Genomic DNA, 15,354 nt, shown 5'->3' with positions numbered 1-15,354 from the left:
CTGGAGACCTCCCGGGCCCGCCTCACCCCGCGCTCGATGCCGGCCCCGCGAAAGGGCTTCGGGCTCAGCGAGGCGGGGATCTCGGGCAGGGGTCTGTGCGCTAGCTGCCGATCGGGCGGAGCAGGTGGTGCGCGTGCTCGGCGTCATACAGGCGGAAGGCACCTCGGAGCAGGGCCTCGTACTGCGCCCGGCTCAGCAGATCAGCCAAGCCCCAGTCCGCCGCGTTCTTGTCGTACAGCGCCAGGGCGAGCCTGATGGCGCCCCGCCGGTCCCGCTTGGCCCGCGGATGGCTGCCCTCGACGGACAGGCACCAGGGGAGGAGGTCGTGATGGTCGCCGAGAAGCCGGACCACCTCGCCGGGCTCGGCGCCGACCATGAGGCGCTGGAGGGTGTACCCCTCGGCCAAGACCTCGACGTAGTGCTGCTCCCGGCCGCCCTTCTTGTTGGTGTCGATGAACGGGAAGCCGCCGAACAGGCAGAGGGCTCGGAGGATCAGGAAGCCGGTCGGCACGGTGAAGCGCGGGCTGCGATCCCCGATCCTCCAGCCGATCACGGGGCCCTGAGGCCGGTCCTGGAGGAACGCCGCGTTGATCGATCCGTGCGGCAAGCCAAGAAGCAGGTGCTCGGATTTCGGCGCGGAGACGACCGTCGGGCCCTGGCAGTGGGCCACGGCGTCGTTGAAGAAGGTGAGGCAGCCCTGGACGGCCGCGCGGGAGGTCGGCTCGTGCTGGCCTCGGGGGACGCTTCGGGTGGCCGGGGTGGCGGGGGTCTCGATAGTGGGCTGTGCTGTCATCGTCGGGGTGACTTTCGGACAGGGTGGTGAGGGGTGGCGCAGCTTGCGGGCAAGCCCTGGAGCTGGGCCGGTGGATCACAGTCACAGCTCCCCCATCCCGCTGCCCGAGGACGGGCGGCAGGTTGCTGGAGGTCGGCGAGGTGCGGACTGTGATGGCGGAGGGCTGCCGGGGGCCTCGGAGGCGTCAGTGGGGCAGCCGAAAGGGAGTGGCCTGAAGGCGGGCGAGATGCCGGGGCTTCAGGTTGGGAGGGCGTCAGGTGGCGGCATCAGGAACCGATGCGCCGATTTGGCGCCGACCGATGGTATCTCACGCTGGCGGAGAGTGGTCCTGCGGGGCGCTGATGCTGGGATAGACCACCCATCCTCGGACAAGGGCAGGGAGCGGGGCTCGGGGTGGGTGCTCAAGGTGACCGGGAGGAGTCCAAGGCGGAGGGGCTGTGCACCAGCACCACCACCGGGCTGGCCTGGAGCCGGCCTCGGGGCTGTCTCCCCTCATTATACGGGGAAATTGCCGGCTGGAGGCTACCTCTCCTCATAACTATGGGTAATTCCGCCAGAGGGGCCTGCCTCTCTCATAACCCGATGTGATTCCGCCAGGCCGCCGGGATGGGCCTCCCGCTAGTTCTCCTCATTACCTCGGGTAATTCCCGCCGGGGTGGCATTGGGTCCGGCCTGGAGCTGGCTCTCCTCATAACCGCACCTATTTGCCGAGGGCCGGAGCCAGCCTCCAGCTCACAGACCCCCGATCCCCCTACTCGACTCCCTCCCTCCGCTTGGCCCACCACCGGCTGAGCTTGCGGTTCCGCCTCAGGCGCTCCAGCACGGTGACCACGAGGAACGGCATGAGGCTGAGCGCGAAGTCGCCAAGCACTCGAAGGGTTGCCTCTACCTTCTCGACCATCTTCGCCAATCCCCCCTCGGTTGAGTCTTGAGGTGAGAAGGAGAGCTGGCTAGGTGATGACCTTGTGCACCCTGCTTCAGGTCAGCATCAGGTCTATCGCACCCAGCCCACTAGGTGCAGGAGATGGTGGGAGGTCTTCCCATCACTATCATCTCTATGCATACACCTAGGGGCGGGCTCTATGTCTCCCCCTCATATACGCAGGGTATTAGGGGGTCTAAGTCATTGATTTTATTGAGGCCGCTTTTGGCCCCTCACAGATCGGCCTCTGCCGATCACCGCGAGGTCGGCTTCAAGCCCGCCGCACGCTTGTCCACTCGGCGCAGCTTGCCACGCGAGCGAGCCAAGCCGACCTTCGGCATCCCGTACTCGTCGTCGGAGCGAACAGGGGCCTAGAGGTCAACTGGGCGCTGCGGTCTTCTCATAACGCAGGGTAATTCCAACTCCTTGTTTTATCAGGCGAAAAAGTAGTCGCTGGAGAGCACGTCGCCGAGCTTTAGGCGCAGCTCGCGAGCGGAGCGACCCATCTCGGGCAGCTTCGGGATGCCCCTTAGGCGGCCCCAGGCTGCCCGTAGGCGGCCACGAAGCTTCACGGCGGAGTGACGGGACTGGGAGAGGCGGCAGGCGCTACGGAGTCGCTGAGGGGCCTCCCTGCACACCGGCAGCCTCAAGCCGCCTCGCCGTGTCGCTGGCAGCAGCCGCCATGGCCTCGCGGAGGTCCGTGAGGTCGGCATGGGCGTACCGCGCCGTCATCGTCGGAGAGGCGTGGTTGAGGAGCTGCTGGACGATGCGCAGGTTGCCGGTGGCCCGGAGGGTCCGCGTGGCGGCGGTATGCCGAAGATCGTGGATGCGGAAGTCCTTGAGGCCCGCCTTGGCGAAGGTCCGGCCGAGCTGCGTGCCCAGTCCTTCGTAGGTGATCGGGTATCGCTGGCCCCGCACCACACGATGCCCGCTCTTGGGCACTTTCCGGCTGCGCTGTGCCACGTAGGTGAAGACCGCCGCGGGGTGGTGGGCGCGTAGAGGCTCTAAGAGGGCCCGCAGCTCGTCCGTGATGGGCAAAACGTGCGGCTTGTCCCCCTTGCCCACCACGCTGATGGTCTCGGCGCCGAAGTCCACTTGGTCCCATGTTAGGCCAGCGATCTCACGGCGCCGCAGGCCCGTAAGCTGGGCGAATAGGCGCGGCGCCCGGTAGTCGTCCCGCTCGGCAGCCCCGAGACGGCCCTCCTCATCGTAGCGCAGCTCCCGCACCCGGCCCTTGGGCTCGGCCAGCATGTGCGCCCGCCAGTTCGGCTCTTCTGGGAGTGTCTGCTTCCAGGCCACGCGGGCCCGGGTGAGGATGCGGCGGAGAAGCTGAGTGGTTGAACGATTGACTTGGGCCGGCGAGATGCGGCCCCGGCGAGGGTCACCCTTCACGAAATCCTGGCGGCGCTTGAGGACGAGTTGCGCCACGAAGTCATCGTTGATGGCAGCGAGGGGCGTTGTCGGGCCGATTGCTGTGGCGAGGCGTGCAAGGTCATTCAGTTCCTTCCGCGGCGAGGCGCACGCGTGGCTGACCTCAATCCAGTAACGCTCAACCGCGTCATCAAATGTGAGGCCCCGACTGCGGCCCCGTCTGGCCCTCATCGCGCGAATCTCCGCCGCGGCTTCCTCCTTGAGACGGCGCTCTATCGCTTCCGCAGCTCGGCGTTCCGTTTGCTCAGTTGAGCCAGAAAACCTCCGCCCACCGCGCCAGAAGTCGAAGCTGTAGGCATCCGAGCCCGGGCGCTTATAGACTGACATTCTGTGGCACTCCTCTCTCGGATAAAGCGCATGACGGCTTCCAGCGTGAAGCCTCGACGCATCGCTTTGTCTCCGAAGCCCATCTGGACGAATTCGATGTGCCCGAAGCGGATGTGCCGCCCGAGCGTCTTTCGGTCCATGGGCAGCAATGCGCACAGCTCGGCCGCCGAGATGGTCACCTGCTTCTCGAAGGCAGCCGCAAGGGGAGCGGGGATGGTTGGTTGCATCTCGGGCTCTCCCTCGCGGCTGAGCGGCTCTACGCCTGCCCAGCGTAGCCCTCAGGTCCGCTCCGCCGGCACCCCGGCCACTGCGCTGTCCCCGAGGTAGGCTACGAGGTCCCCCGCCCGCGCCAGCATCTGGCGGGACTCGTAGCCGAAGCAGTCGGCCACCGCCTCGCCCACGGCCTCCAGCTCGGCGGCGTACCAGTGGGCATGCTCGATAAAGACGATGGCCTCCGCCTGGTCGGCGCAGGGCGCCAGCAAGACCGCCTCCGATCCCGCCCCTGCGACATCCGTTAGGGCGAAGTGGGCGTCCCACCCGGTCTCCTCCGCATGCGGCGTCGCGCTGTAGAGGCTCCAGGCGGCACGGTGGGCCAAGATGAGCCCGAGCATGGCGCCTGGCTCCGGCACAGGGGCAGCGCCCGCCCCCTCCGCACCGAGGACCATCCCGAGGTCCCGCAGCCGCACCGCGATGAAAGAGCCCTCGGCCTCGCTCAGTGCCGGCCGCTTCGGGTGCTGCGGGCGCACGCCAAGGTACCAAGTGAGGTGCGCCCGTATGGCCTCCGCGTCCGCACGGTCCCGGCAAGACAGCATGAGGAGGTCCGTCAGCGCCTCGTCTTCGGCATCCTCCGCCGGCCACGTCACGTCCTCGCGCTCCTCAGCCTTACCAGCGGCCCGGAGGAAGGCAGCGCTGGCCTGGAGCGCCTGCCAGGTGCGGCGGTGAAGGGCGATGGCGAAGTGGACTGGGGACGGCAGGGCAGCCTCCCAGACCGCATCCAGTGCCGCAGTGTCGGCATCGAGTCGCGCCCATGCCGGGTCTCGCTTCTTGGTGCCGTATAGCTCGGGCATCGAGCGCTCGGCGATCTGGGCGAGGAGATTGAGGGCCTTGTCGGAGCGGACGCTGCTCTTGCTGGCCGCCGCATCTGTGAGCCATCTTTCGTCTGTCGGCGACAGCGCATCACCGGCCAGCCAACCGTAGAAGGCTACGGCCACTGCCTGGACGCCAAGCTGGTCCTGTGTGGCGGGCGGCAGCCGGGACCAAGCCTCAAGGACCGCATCGAGCCCCGGGATGCGGCGCGACCGCACTGCGGCGGCGGCACGGATCTCCAGCGAGGGGCCCCGAAGCTCGGCACCGAAGTCGGCTCCCGGGCAGTCGAGGTCGGCGGTCTCGATGGCGTCCAGGCGTGCGGCATCGTTGGCCGCAGAGGTGGTCTCGCGCAGCATCAGGGTGGCTCCAGGCTGTGGGCAAAGCTCCGCCGTGCGCGGGCTTGAGGGGCCCTCGCGGTGGTCCTGCCGGTATGGATGGTGAGAGAAGGGGCTGGTTGGTGACGGCTCCTTAACGTCCCCGGGGTATCCGATAACGGAAACCTGGTCAATTACCGATAACGGTTTGGTGCTGCGGTGGCGATAGAGCCCGATGATGAGAAGCCGTCGCGTGGCGGCAGGCCAGCGCTAGGTGTGAAGCCGACGATGGTGCGCTTGCCCCTTGGCATTCCCGAGCGGATCGACGCGATAGCGGGCAAAGGCCACCGCGCCGAGTTCATCCGCGATGCTGTCGTGGCTGAGGTCGAGCGGCGGGAGGCTGGACAGGCTACGGCTCAAGGTCCCGCCTCAAGCAATCGACCGCCTCCCAAATAGATTGCATCCGGTCCTAGCGCACGAACCTTTGCCTCTACCGTGCGTTCGCCCTGCATACCGCACATCAACAAGAGGCTTACTCGATGCGCTCCGTCTTGCTCGCCATTCCGCTGGCTCTGTCGCTCACCGCAGTGGCGTCCGCTCAGACCACCCCTCCCACAACACCGGCAGTGCCCGCTCCAGGTACCCCCGGAGTTGCCACCCCGACCACAGGCTCAACGGGCTCGCCCGGTGCTGCCACCTACTCGCCCACCGGCCGTCCCGCTGACACGATGTCGAACGACTCCTCGGCAGCTGGCAATGCGGGCCAGCCCTCGCGTGTGGCTCCTCAGGGCGGTGGCGGCAGCAGCCGCTGAGGGTGTTGCTGATCTGGCATACCTAGGCTTAACCCAGATGGGTTATGCAACCAGCAGTTCGTAAACCGAGACCACGGACTACCTTGCGGCGCGGCCTTCACGGGCTCGCGCCGTTTCCTTTCGTGGACTCGCGGTTGCACTAATCGCCCTTCCCGGTGTTCAGGTGCCTAACCCGCTCCTCCAGGTCCGTCGCTGCGTCACTGTAAATTCGAAGCGGCGCCGATGCATGGCCCGCTTCTCGTCATTCTTGGCACTCTGGAGCCGCTCCCGGCACCATCGCCGCTGGTGATCGTTGGTCCTATGAAGCGCGGCCTCCTGCCGACGCACCAAATCCAGGAGCCAACCTCATGAAGCAGCTATTGCTTGCCTCTGCCCTTGTCCTTTCCCCGCTCGCGCTGTCCGCCACGGTCCAGGCTCAAGGGACCATCCGTGGCGCTGAGCGTGGCGCGGAAGACGGCAACCGTGCAGCCGGCCCAGTGGGTGGCGTCGTGGGCGGTGCTGTCGGGGCAGCGACCGGCACTGTAGGGGGTGTGCTCGGGGTCGATCCTGAGCCACGCCGCGGGGAGCGTATCGAGCGGCGCGAGGAGCGCACTGTCCGGGAGCGCCCAGCACGCTAATCGCAGCACGCAGAGTTACCCAAGCGGCGCGGCCTCAATGGGTTCGCGCCGTTTGTTTTGCTGTGCGCCTCAAGCCGGCACAGCGGTTTTGCCCGAGGCAAGAGCCCGATGCACAGACCCCTTGCCGATGCCGAGCTTGGTGGCGATGGCGCCCATGCTCAGACCCTCCGCCGCCAGCGCCTTGATCTCCTCCGCCTTGGCCCGTGCGGTCGGCTTGCGGCCCTTGTAGGCGCCCTCCGCCTTGGCCTTGGCGATGCCCTCGCGCTGGCGCTCCAACATCATCTCCCGCTCGAACTGCGCCACGCCCGTGAGGACGTTGAGCATCAGCTTGCCGGTGGGCGTGCCGGTATCGACGCCGAGGTTGAGGATGCGGAGCGCCACGCCCTTCGCCTCCAGGGCGGCCAAGATGCTGCCCATGTGCGTCACGCTGCGGGCCAGCCGGTCGAGCTTCGTCACCACCAGCGTGTCTCCGGAGCGGGCGAACTCCAGGGCGGCATCGAGCTGCTTACGAGGCGCGACCGATGAGACCTGCTCCTTGAAGACCTTCTCGCACCCGAGGGCGGCGAGGTCTCGGAGCTGGGCATCGAGCCCGGCCTCCTGCTCTAGGGTGGACGTGCGAGCGTATCCGATGAGCATGACGGCGATGGTCCCGGGCTTGTCGTTCCAGTGAAGTCTAAGACATGAAGCCTTAGCCCGTTCCAGAATGCAAGACGTTTCTTTTGGAACCGCTCTGCCTCCTATGTGGAACGTTCTGCTAGGGCAAGCCCTATTGGAACGCGGAGGCACTGGCGTTGCTCACCGCTCGCTTGGCCATCCGCTCAGCCCACAAGCCTTCTTTAGCCGCACATCGGCACGAGCGAGGCATCTCGCCGACTGCTCCGCATCACCCTTCGCATCGGCTCGGTCAGCACCGATCACGTCACGCTTGGCGAGTTGGAGGAGCACTTGGTTGTGAAGGCGGCGGAGGAAGACGAGCATCCTTGTCTCCAGGCAGAGACACTGTTGGCATGCAAACTCCGCGCTCAGCGCGGCCACTCACCTCTGGGCTCCTTGCCCAATCGGCATGCCGACAAGCCCACCCAGCCCCGGTCTCGCGCTCGCCTGGAGGGCCATCGGGTCACGGCCTAGGGGGGAAACCTCGCCGCTCGCGTCCAGGTATGGCCTGTCGTGTGCGTGACCCGGTGGGTACTTCGGGTCGCACCTCAGGCCGAACCTTGAGCACGCCCGCATGTTGCCCCTGCATGGTGCGCACTTCGCCTTCGTCGCCGCGCTTCGTCTCGCCGGCCTGCTCACCCACGGCAGTCGGCATCATGTGCCAGTAGTAGGCTCAGGGGTGCAGTTGGTCCGGCAGTGAGCAGACGCCTTATGCCTTCGTCCGACGCTTCGCCTTGCCCATCCGCATCTTCGAACGCCTCTTTGTCCGCGGACCTTTGGTCATCTCCGCCAGGGCAAGCTGTTGCTGACGGCGGGCCAGGGAGGTTGCGGTGCCGAGCCACCAGCCAGCAGCCTGGTTCGCAGCAGACAGCCAGAAGCTCATCGCAGGATTCTTCATCGGGGGCCTCAGGGCGCGACGCAGGTTTGCTCCGAGGTTAACGTCTCCCGTGCCGCAGAGTGGCATCGACGTGAGCTAAACCTCGCCGCCACCTGAGAGAGGTGCCTGAGCTGTGCCGGAACGCAGCACCTCAGCGTGGGTTGGCTTCAGCGTGCTCAACGACAATCACCACGGAGGAACGCCATGAAAGCTACAGCTCTTGCCTTAACCAGCATCTTGGCCCTCGGATCGGCCGCCTACGCTGCTGAGGGCGGCTCGGGAACCACCAAGTCAGGCACCATGAACAGCACGGGTGCCAATGATGCAGGCGCCGGGTCGTCTCCCGGTGCGGCAGGCAGCGGCCCCTCTACGGGTGACAAAAGCCGCTCCGGCACGTCGAACAGCACGGGTGCCAATGACGCAGGCGCGGGGTCCACGCCTGGAGCAGCCGGCAAGGGCACCACGGCGCCGACCCGCTAGCTTTGTAGCAGCAAGCTGACCGTGCGGCTGGACCCAGGCTCGGGCCCGGCCTCGCGTTCGCTTGGAGGGCCATCAGGCCAGGCATAGGGGGAAACCCTGTTCCCGCGTGTCTCGTATGGCCTGTGAAATGTGTGACCCCTGCGGGCAGTCAGGGGGCCTTCGTCATCTCCCGGACCTAGAGCACACGAAGCGATTGGTCTCGCCCGGAAAGCTGAGATCAGCTTGCCAGATCAGCACCTAGGTCCTACAAACCGAACCGAGGCCTCCGCTCTTAAGCGTTGATCTGAAACAGAAATTCAGGACGGTCGATCCTCCCTGCCGGGGACGCCATCTTTTCCCAAGTCCTTGCCGGGCGGGGATCCGGCCGCTATCCGCGCCGGCGTTTACGCCTCGCCGTCGAGCCCGGCCGACACCTCCGCCACCGCGGCTCCAGCCACCGCCAAGCCCGCGGCATAGTATTTCGCGACGGCCGACCAGAAGCCGCTCGCGGCCTCCTCCGGCAGCGTGCCGAGGCGCGAATCGATGGCGTCCCGCGCCGCCTTCGCGAACGCCTCGACTTCCTCCGCGGCGACTTCGAGCAAGGGCGGCATCGCGGTCTCCCGGGGTGGGCAGCCCTGTCTAACGCGCGGAACGGCGAAGGTTTCCAGGCGATGCCCGCATTGATCTGACATGTCCGGTTGTGACGCGTGGCCAGGCGCTCACGAAGAAGGGGACCTTAACCATTCACGCAGCACATTCCGTCGCCCGAGGGAGAGCACGCATGCTGCTGGTGGTGTTCGCCGCATTGGCCGGTGGTCTCGTGACGGGCGCAGCCCTCATCCCCCACGGCCTTCTCGTCGCGCTCCTGGCTGCTCCGCTCGGCGGCAGCCTCAGCGCGGTGCTCGCCGGCTTGGTCAACTTGCAGCGCAACGAGCCCACCTGGCGGTTCGAAGCAGCCCTCGAGGCCCAGACGGACGCCATGGTGGCCGACCTGCGCGGCCTGATGGCTCCGGGGCGGGTCGAGGATGGCATGCCATTACGACAGTCGCGACCATCAAAACTCGCCCTCTGAACAGTAAAGCTCTAATCTGCACACACATTCAGCAATGCTCAGCCGCAACAATCGTGCGGACAGCACGTTAAGCGCTGCATGAGCATCACATCGAACTCACCCACGATGCTTGGCACGGTCCTGCCGGCCCTGGTCGTCGGCCCGATCGCAGCCGCGATCGCATCATCCCATGGCATTCTGGCCGCTGTCGTCTCGGGCCCACTCGCCGCCAGTGCAGTGACGCTCGGGCTTGCCGCCTGGATCGGCCTCGGCAACAGCCCTCGGACCAAGCGTGCGACGCGCGCGAGGGCCACAGCCCATTTCGAGCCGGTCTGGCACGGCACGGCCCACGGCTGAAACCATACCCACCATGAAGCATCGGCGGCGGGCGTCTGTACTCCCGCCGTCGCCTGAACTTCATGAGACGGGCCGCGCTCACCCTCTCGCACCGCCCATCATCGCCTGCATCCGCGAGAGCTGCGAGACGTGCAGCCTGATGAGGGGCAGTGCTGCGTGCGCGATGCGGCGCAGAGCCGGGTCCTCGCCGGACTGGGCATAGGATCCGTGGATGTCGTACGCCTCGTGGTGCCCTTGAAGGGATGCGGTGACGAACATCGCGTCGTATTCGGGGCCGCCCTGTGTGCCGGTGAGCTGCGCCAGGATCCGCGCCTTCTGCTCATCCGAGGTCATGCCGCTCGGCGGGGGAGCACCCGCGCCCATAGAGGGATCGAGCTTCCTGGCGAGGCCGACCTGCTCGACGACCTCGGCCCGGCTGAAGGTCTTCACGCGAGGATTGCTGGTCTTCGCATGCGCGTCGCACGCCGTGTTCTCGAGGAACAGGCCGCCCTTCGTCGCCATGTCGAGATGGACTGGCGTCGGCATCGCCCCCGCCGGTGTCGGTTGCACGATGGCCGTACGGGTCACCGCTATCGCGGCGGTGGCCGTCATCATGCTGGTCAGGAAATCGCGGCGGCGCATGCTGCCCTAGCTCCCGGTGATATCCAGCACCCAGGCTCCGACCGACGGACAGCGCGGATGTACTTCAGGCGCAACCTGCCTTGCCGACTGATGCTGCTGATTTTAAGTGAACAATACTTCAGCAACGCAGACTATTATCGAGACAATTCGACCTCGATTACAATCACAGGCAGGACTAAACTATTTTAATCTTGCCACCGATCAGGACGCTCCCGTTCAGTGACGGACGGCCCGGCGAGAGGCAGCCTCGGCCATACCGGCAGCGATCGGCTTGACTGTTCGCAGGCAGGCGCCCTGGCCAAGCTCGGCGGCAGCCCTAGCTGCCGGCCCGTCAGCCGCGATCGAACATCATGCCCGTCTTCACCTTCCGCGCCCTCCGCCGCGAGCCCGATGGCATCCTCGGGCCGACCCTCTACGAGCAGCGCGTCGAGGCTCCCGACAAGCACGTCGCGGTCGCCGTGGCGCGGGCCATCGACATCGACATGGAAGCCCTCGGAGCCAACGCGGTCTACCTGACCAACGAGGAGGGGCGGGCCATCTGGAGCCTGCACGCCGCGCCTCCGCAGAGCAGGTCCACCTGAGGGACTGCGGCGGCTGAGGAACCGGTGCGCAAGAGGCCTCGACGCCGCCGTGCCGAGGCTGCTCCGCCAGTGCCGTGCCGGGCGCCGCAGCGCCACCCATCCGGATCTTGACAGGCGGATGACGCGGCAGCCGCCGCGAACTGCCCCGGATACATGCGGCAAACCCAGCCCAGGTGCGTTACCGCACCGGACGGTTCAGGCATGAACCATTTGCAAGGGCGATGTGCGTCGCACCCGATTGTGTTGTGCGCCGCGGGATGGCATACCAGTGAGGTCAGGCGGCGATGGCGTCGCGGCCTGGCAGCCCTTCACTGGGCGTTTCCTCCCTAGACTTCGGGCCGCTCCTTCGGGAGTGGCCTTTTTTATGGCTTGAGGCCAAGCGCGAGGTATCAGGCCTCCGCCTGCGGCGCAAGCAAGATCGTGCCGAGCCGGTCTCTTGCCCTGCATGGTTTTTCCACAGCCAGGGTCCGCACGTGCCGGCCCCATGCCAGCACCGCGCCCGAGGCCGGGGTGGCCGCCGCACGCCTCCCCCTCCCTGTGCTGTCTGAACCTAGCCCCGAAGCGGCGCTGCTCCCACCAAACCTGGCCCGGAGCTTGCTCAGGCGCCCGCGTTCGTAACCGAGACTACGGACCACCTTGCGGCGCGACCGTCATCGGTCGCGCCGCGTCCTTTTCGTCACCGCAGCGGCCGAGCCGCCCAACACGTTTGTCGTGCAGGCGTCATGGCGCCAGCGTAGCGTCCCCGCCTGTCCGGGTCCGATCCCCTGACCGCACGCGCCTGCCGGAGCCTCTCGGACCCGATTCTCCGGTGGGCGCGTCTCGCCTCCCGTCAAGGCCGAGCCATGTGGGTCGGCTCGGCAGTTCTGACCGCTCCCGAACGCCATCGATGGGCCGAGTTCCGGGCCGCGGCGCCTGTTCCGACGCACGTCCCGAGCCGGCCGCGACCTTCGCTGCGGGCGCTCATCTGCGCGTGGCTGCTTGTGGATGCCGAGCAACCTCGGCCGCTCCCGGTTGTTTGATCGAAGCTCAAGCCTGGAGCCTGCTCCAGGCTTGAGGCTGGGACTCTTACGGTCTTTCCGAGGGAGGCAATGGGGCAGAACCGCAACAGCACCGATGACGGCAGCCGCACGGTGACCTTTCTCGGCCGGGGACTGGGTCTGAGGACGGCCACCAAGCTGACGCTTCTGGTCTGCCCCCTCTGCTCCCAACGGAACGGGGACCGGATGGCGGACAAGGGCGTGTGCGAGTGGTGCGCCTACGAACCGGCCGAGCGCGACGAGGAGCCCTGCGGCACGGCGGGATAGGCGCCGTTCAGAGGAGATAGCTGCTTGGCCGGTTCTCCTGCGCCGAACCGGCATATCCGACTTCGAGTTCTGAGGGGCTCGAGCTGCCGCGTTGTTGGCAGGCTGGGACGCCGTCGGCCGTTCGCGACGGGCCGACCGGGAGAGGAGACGAAGCCGCTCCGGCCGACCCGCGGCCCCGGATCCCTGGGGTTGAGACTTGGGCGGGGCGCAGGTCGGATTGCATGCAGCGTGCCACGCCCCACGCGCCGTGACGGCCGGCCGCGGGACCGGCAAGGGCCCAATTTCGCAGCCGAGACCGCGGGTCCCTGGACCCGGCGAATCGGACGGGATCACGCCCGAATTCGCTTGACTTCCTCCAGGTTGCCCACAGCCTTCCGTACCCAGGCCCGGTATCGCCGGGTCCGCGCCCGAGGCATCTGGACCTTAACCACTGATCAAAAAGGATAATTCCGAACGGTCTGGTCAGCCCGCTCGAGAACTTCCAACGCATCGCCCGGGCGCAGTCATCCTAGTAATTTGAATGCAATTCGCTTACTCAGGGTGGGGAGCGCCGTGACAAACCCGAGCGGCGCGCCTAAGCTCGACCGTAACTCGTTCCGGGTTCGCGGGCAGATGCGGACTAGGGCACACTGCGAGAGCGTTCATGGCAGGCCAGAAGACCGATCAGCGTGACGTCTATGTCGGACAGCGCATCGCCGAGCAGCGGCGTAAGGCGTCACTGACCCAGAGGCGCGTGGCGGAAAGCTTCGGCATGTCGGCCGCTCAGCTGCAGAAATACGAGAAGGGCACCAACCGCATCAGCGCCGTCCATCTCGACATCTTCTCGCGCATGACCGGCGTCCCGCTCGAGTACTTCTTCCAGGGCGCGCCCCGACTCGACGATTTCCCGCAGAACGGGTTCGGGGATTCCGCCCAGCAGACCTATCGGGCCGAGAGCAATCTGCAGAGCCTCGCAGAGGCGGTCGCCAAGCATGTCAGCGATCATTTCCCGGATGCGGTGAAGCGCGACATCGCCGCCGCCGCCCAGGTTCTGAGCAAGCGACTGAGCGACTGATTTTCCGGCCACTTTGTCCGGAATAACGGAAGCGTTCGCTGTTTCGGCTTGACCTTGCAACAAAGCGGGTGCCAGAACGCCATCGTCAGTCCGGGCCGGACGCCTCGCATGAAGGTGGGCCTGCACATTTTTCAGGGGCTCGCAATGCCGCGTTCCGACTACCTCTTCACCAGCGAATCCGTGTCCGAGGGACATCCGGACAAGGTCTGCGACCGCATCTCGGATACGGTGGTCGACGCCTATATCGCGGCGATGCCCGAGGCGCGCCTCGGCGTCGAGACGCTGGCGACCACCAACCGCATCGTCATCGCGGGCGAGGTGCGCGGCCCCGACTCGGTCACCTTCAAGGATCTTGAGGAATTGACCCGCGAGGCCGTGAAGGACATCGGCTACGAGCAGGACGGCTTCCACTGGAAGAACAACGACGTCGCCATCCACCTGCACGCGCAGTCCGCCGACATCGCGCAGGGCGTCGACGCCGCCGGCAACAAGGACGAGGGTGCGGGCGACCAGGGCATCATGTTCGGCTACGCCGCCGACGAGACCCCGGCTCTGATGCCGGCCCCGATCTTCTACGCCCACAAGATCCTCAAGGATCTCGCCGACGCCCGCAAGGCGCGCCAGGGGGAAGCCGCCAAGCTTGGTCCGGACGCCAAGAGCCAGGTCACCGTGCGCTACGCCAACGGCAAGCCGGTGGAGGCCACGCAGATCGTGCTCTCGACCCAGCACATCGACGAGTCCCTCGACTCGGCCGACGTGCGCGCCATCGTCGAGCCCTATATCCGCGCCGCCCTGCCGGAGGCCTGGATCACCGAGGGCACCGTCTGGCACATCAACCCGACCGGCAAGTTCGTGATCGGCGGCCCCGACGGCGATTGCGGCCTCACCGGCCGCAAGATCATCGTCGACACCTATGGCGGCGCGGCGCCCCACGGCGGCGGCGCCTTCTCCGGCAAGGATCCGACCAAGGTCGACCGCTCCGCGGCCTACGCCGCCCGCTACCTCGCCAAGAACGTGGTCGCCGCCGGGCTCGCCAGCCGCGCCACGATCCAGCTGTCCTACGCCATCGGTGTCTCCAAGCCGCTGTCGATCTATGTCGACCTGCACGGTACGGGCAACGTGGACGAGAGCCGGCTGGAGGCGGTCCTGATGGACGCCCTCGACCTCTCGCCCCGCGGCATCCGCACGGCGCTCCAGCTCAACAAGCCGATCTACGCGCGTACCTCGGCCTACGGCCATTTCGGCCGCGAGCCGGACGCGGATGGCGGCTTCTCCTGGGAGCGCACCGACCTCGCCGCCAAGCTGAAGTCGGCGCTCGCCTGATCCGCCCATGACCGGGAGGGATCAGACCCCTCCCGGTGCGGAGGGCAGAGACCACGCGGAGGAGGCCGAGCGCGCCTTCTTCGGCCGCCGCAAGGGCAAGCGCCTGCGCGATGCCCAGGAGGAGCGCCTTGCGCGGCTGCTGCCGACCTTGCGCGTCGTGCTTCCACCGGGTGGCGCCGTGCTCGATCCGCGCGCACTCTTCCCGGACCTCGACCCGGACGAGATCTGGCTGGAGATCGGGTTCGGTGGCGGCGAGCACCTCGCCGCCCAGGCTCGCACCCATCCCAAGGTCGGCATCATCGGCGCCGAGCCCTTCGTGAACGGCGTGGCCAAGCTGCTCCGCACGATCGACGAGGAGGCTCTCGGCAACGTCCGCATCCGCGACGAGGACGTGACGGCCCTCTTGGACCGCCTGCCCGATGCCTGCCTGAGCCGGGTCTACCTGCTCTATCCCGATCCCTGGCCGAAGCGGCGCCAGCGCAAGCGCCGCTTCGTCTCCGAGGCGTCCCTCGCCGCCATCGCGCGGGTCCTGAAGGATGGCGGCTTGTTCCGCTTCGCGAGCGACATCGACGACTATGCGGGCTGGACGCTGGCCCGCGCCGCCCGCTGCGCGGCCCTGACCTGGACCGCCGAACGCGCCGCGGACTGGCGGCAGCCCTATCCGGGCTGGCCCGGCACACGCTACGAGGCCAAGGCGATCGCCGCTGGACGGCGCCCGACCTACCTCGAATTCGCGCGGGTGGCACGAACTTAGCTGTTGCTTCGATCCGT

The 15,354-nt window shown here is 67.1% G+C and carries 18 protein-coding genes; 8 read left to right on the top strand and 10 right to left on the bottom strand.

All coding sequences use genetic code 11. The features are described 5' to 3' along the window. Positions 1-100: 100 nt before the first annotated feature. The 6 genes from MET9862_RS06120 to MET9862_RS29190 form a co-directional block, all read right to left on the bottom strand. The gene (locus MET9862_RS06120; RefSeq protein WP_142582224.1) at positions 101-793 is read right to left on the bottom strand and encodes a hypothetical protein; all 693 of its coding nucleotides are present in this window, start codon (positions 791-793) and stop codon (positions 101-103) included. A gap of 751 nt (positions 794-1,544) precedes the next feature. After that, entirely contained in the window at positions 1,545-1,694 is a 150-nt protein-coding gene (locus MET9862_RS29200) for a hypothetical protein (RefSeq protein ID WP_185156763.1), read from the bottom strand. A 627-nt stretch (positions 1,695-2,321) separates the two neighbouring features. Then, positions 2,322-3,143 (bottom strand): tyrosine-type recombinase/integrase, encoded by an 822-nt coding sequence (locus MET9862_RS06115; protein WP_244612593.1) that lies wholly within the window; start codon positions 3,141-3,143, stop codon positions 2,322-2,324. 215 nt (positions 3,144-3,358) lie between these two features. Continuing rightward, on the bottom strand, positions 3,359-3,700 hold the full coding sequence (locus MET9862_RS29195; protein ID WP_185156767.1) for a hypothetical protein: 342 nt from the start codon (positions 3,698-3,700) through the stop codon (positions 3,359-3,361). A gap of 51 nt (positions 3,701-3,751) precedes the next feature. Next, the gene (locus MET9862_RS06110) at positions 3,752-4,915 is read right to left on the bottom strand and encodes a hypothetical protein (protein WP_142582222.1); all 1,164 of its coding nucleotides are present in this window, start codon (positions 4,913-4,915) and stop codon (positions 3,752-3,754) included. Between the two features lie 228 nt (positions 4,916-5,143). After that, complete coding sequence (locus MET9862_RS29190) at positions 5,144-5,293, bottom strand: hypothetical protein (RefSeq protein ID WP_185156762.1); 150 nt, start codon at positions 5,291-5,293, stop codon at positions 5,144-5,146. A 739-nt stretch (positions 5,294-6,032) separates the two neighbouring features. Between MET9862_RS29190 and MET9862_RS30570 the strand changes: the two genes are divergently transcribed. Further along, positions 6,033-6,302, top strand: coding sequence for a hypothetical protein (locus MET9862_RS30570; RefSeq protein WP_142582220.1), 270 nt, complete (start codon positions 6,033-6,035; stop codon positions 6,300-6,302). Between the two features lie 69 nt (positions 6,303-6,371). On the opposite strand, the gene MET9862_RS06095 is transcribed toward MET9862_RS30570, so the two are convergent. The 3 genes from MET9862_RS06095 to MET9862_RS06085 all read right to left on the bottom strand — a co-directional run bounded on the left by MET9862_RS06095 (position 6,372) and on the right by MET9862_RS06085 (position 8,903). Further along, on the bottom strand, positions 6,372-6,938 hold the full coding sequence (locus MET9862_RS06095) for a recombinase family protein (protein ID WP_142582219.1): 567 nt from the start codon (positions 6,936-6,938) through the stop codon (positions 6,372-6,374). A gap of 727 nt (positions 6,939-7,665) precedes the next feature. Continuing rightward, positions 7,666-7,839, bottom strand: coding sequence for a hypothetical protein (locus MET9862_RS29185; RefSeq protein ID WP_185156761.1), 174 nt, complete (start codon positions 7,837-7,839; stop codon positions 7,666-7,668). Between the two features lie 857 nt (positions 7,840-8,696). Then, entirely contained in the window at positions 8,697-8,903 is a 207-nt protein-coding gene (locus MET9862_RS06085) for a hypothetical protein (protein WP_142582217.1), read from the bottom strand. 170 nt (positions 8,904-9,073) lie between these two features. Between MET9862_RS06085 and MET9862_RS06080 the strand changes: the two genes are divergently transcribed. Together MET9862_RS06080 and MET9862_RS06075 are read left to right on the top strand one after the other, a co-directional pair. Beyond that, on the top strand, positions 9,074-9,364 hold the full coding sequence (locus MET9862_RS06080; protein WP_185156760.1) for a hypothetical protein: 291 nt from the start codon (positions 9,074-9,076) through the stop codon (positions 9,362-9,364). A 78-nt stretch (positions 9,365-9,442) separates the two neighbouring features. Further along, complete coding sequence (locus tag MET9862_RS06075) at positions 9,443-9,700, top strand: hypothetical protein (protein WP_142582216.1); 258 nt, start codon at positions 9,443-9,445, stop codon at positions 9,698-9,700. 78 nt (positions 9,701-9,778) lie between these two features. Here the strand turns inward: MET9862_RS06075 and MET9862_RS06070 are convergent, their stop codons facing one another. Then, positions 9,779-10,321 (bottom strand): DUF4142 domain-containing protein, encoded by a 543-nt coding sequence (locus tag MET9862_RS06070; protein WP_142582215.1) that lies wholly within the window; start codon positions 10,319-10,321, stop codon positions 9,779-9,781. Between the two features lie 350 nt (positions 10,322-10,671). Here MET9862_RS06070 and MET9862_RS06065 point away from each other — a divergent pair, with 350 nt between their 5' ends. The 5 genes from MET9862_RS06065 to trmB all read left to right on the top strand — a co-directional run bounded on the left by MET9862_RS06065 (position 10,672) and on the right by trmB (position 15,337). Then, positions 10,672-10,902, top strand: coding sequence for a hypothetical protein (locus tag MET9862_RS06065; protein WP_142582214.1), 231 nt, complete (start codon positions 10,672-10,674; stop codon positions 10,900-10,902). Positions 10,903-11,990: 1,088 nt separating this feature from the next. Continuing rightward, positions 11,991-12,206, top strand: coding sequence for a hypothetical protein (locus MET9862_RS06060; RefSeq protein ID WP_142582213.1), 216 nt, complete (start codon positions 11,991-11,993; stop codon positions 12,204-12,206). A gap of 643 nt (positions 12,207-12,849) precedes the next feature. Next, entirely contained in the window at positions 12,850-13,260 is a 411-nt protein-coding gene (locus MET9862_RS06055) for a helix-turn-helix domain-containing protein (RefSeq protein ID WP_142582212.1), read from the top strand. A 144-nt stretch (positions 13,261-13,404) separates the two neighbouring features. Next, positions 13,405-14,583, top strand: a complete 1,179-nt coding sequence (gene metK, locus MET9862_RS06050) for a methionine adenosyltransferase (protein ID WP_142582211.1) — start codon at positions 13,405-13,407, stop codon at positions 14,581-14,583. 7 nt (positions 14,584-14,590) lie between these two features. Beyond that, entirely contained in the window at positions 14,591-15,337 is a 747-nt protein-coding gene (trmB, locus tag MET9862_RS06045) for a tRNA (guanine(46)-N(7))-methyltransferase TrmB (protein ID WP_142582210.1), read from the top strand. Positions 15,338-15,354 lie beyond the last annotated feature (17 nt).

Origin of the sequence: Methylobacterium symbioticum, from assembly GCF_902141845.1 — a bacterium.
In the GTDB taxonomy this organism is placed as follows: Bacteria; Pseudomonadota; Alphaproteobacteria; order Rhizobiales; family Beijerinckiaceae; genus Methylobacterium; species Methylobacterium symbioticum.
The sequence above is the reverse complement of the archived record's forward strand: the minus strand, read 5'-3'. Positions and strand labels throughout refer to the sequence as shown.

What these genes read in the sequence shown, in the direction of transcription:
- MET9862_RS06120 (WP_142582224.1), bottom strand. Translation starts at nt 793, where the DNA reads ATGACAGCACAGCCCACTATCGAGACCCCCGCCACCCCGGCCACCCGA.
- MET9862_RS29200 (WP_185156763.1), bottom strand. Translation starts at nt 1,694, where the DNA reads ATGGTCGAGAAGGTAGAGGCAACCCTTCGAGTGCTTGGCGACTTCGCG.
- MET9862_RS29195 (WP_185156767.1), bottom strand. Translation starts at nt 3,700, where the DNA reads ATGCAACCAACCATCCCCGCTCCCCTTGCGGCTGCCTTCGAGAAGCAG.
- MET9862_RS06110 (WP_142582222.1), bottom strand. Translation starts at nt 4,915, where the DNA reads ATGCTGCGCGAGACCACCTCTGCGGCCAACGATGCCGCACGCCTGGAC.
- MET9862_RS30570 (WP_142582220.1), top strand. Translation starts at nt 6,033, where the DNA reads ATGAAGCAGCTATTGCTTGCCTCTGCCCTTGTCCTTTCCCCGCTCGCG.
- MET9862_RS06095 (WP_142582219.1), bottom strand. Translation starts at nt 6,938, where the DNA reads ATGCTCATCGGATACGCTCGCACGTCCACCCTAGAGCAGGAGGCCGGG.
- MET9862_RS29185 (WP_185156761.1), bottom strand. Translation starts at nt 7,839, where the DNA reads ATGAGCTTCTGGCTGTCTGCTGCGAACCAGGCTGCTGGCTGGTGGCTC.
- MET9862_RS06085 (WP_142582217.1), bottom strand. Translation starts at nt 8,903, where the DNA reads ATGCCGCCCTTGCTCGAAGTCGCCGCGGAGGAAGTCGAGGCGTTCGCG.
- MET9862_RS06080 (WP_185156760.1), top strand. Translation starts at nt 9,074, where the DNA reads ATGCTGCTGGTGGTGTTCGCCGCATTGGCCGGTGGTCTCGTGACGGGC.
- MET9862_RS06075 (WP_142582216.1), top strand. Translation starts at nt 9,443, where the DNA reads ATGAGCATCACATCGAACTCACCCACGATGCTTGGCACGGTCCTGCCG.
- MET9862_RS06070 (WP_142582215.1), bottom strand. Translation starts at nt 10,321, where the DNA reads ATGCGCCGCCGCGATTTCCTGACCAGCATGATGACGGCCACCGCCGCG.
- MET9862_RS06065 (WP_142582214.1), top strand. Translation starts at nt 10,672, where the DNA reads ATGCCCGTCTTCACCTTCCGCGCCCTCCGCCGCGAGCCCGATGGCATC.
- MET9862_RS06060 (WP_142582213.1), top strand. Translation starts at nt 11,991, where the DNA reads ATGGGGCAGAACCGCAACAGCACCGATGACGGCAGCCGCACGGTGACC.
- MET9862_RS06055 (WP_142582212.1), top strand. Translation starts at nt 12,850, where the DNA reads ATGGCAGGCCAGAAGACCGATCAGCGTGACGTCTATGTCGGACAGCGC.
- metK (WP_142582211.1), top strand. Translation starts at nt 13,405, where the DNA reads ATGCCGCGTTCCGACTACCTCTTCACCAGCGAATCCGTGTCCGAGGGA.
- trmB (WP_142582210.1), top strand. Translation starts at nt 14,591, where the DNA reads ATGACCGGGAGGGATCAGACCCCTCCCGGTGCGGAGGGCAGAGACCAC.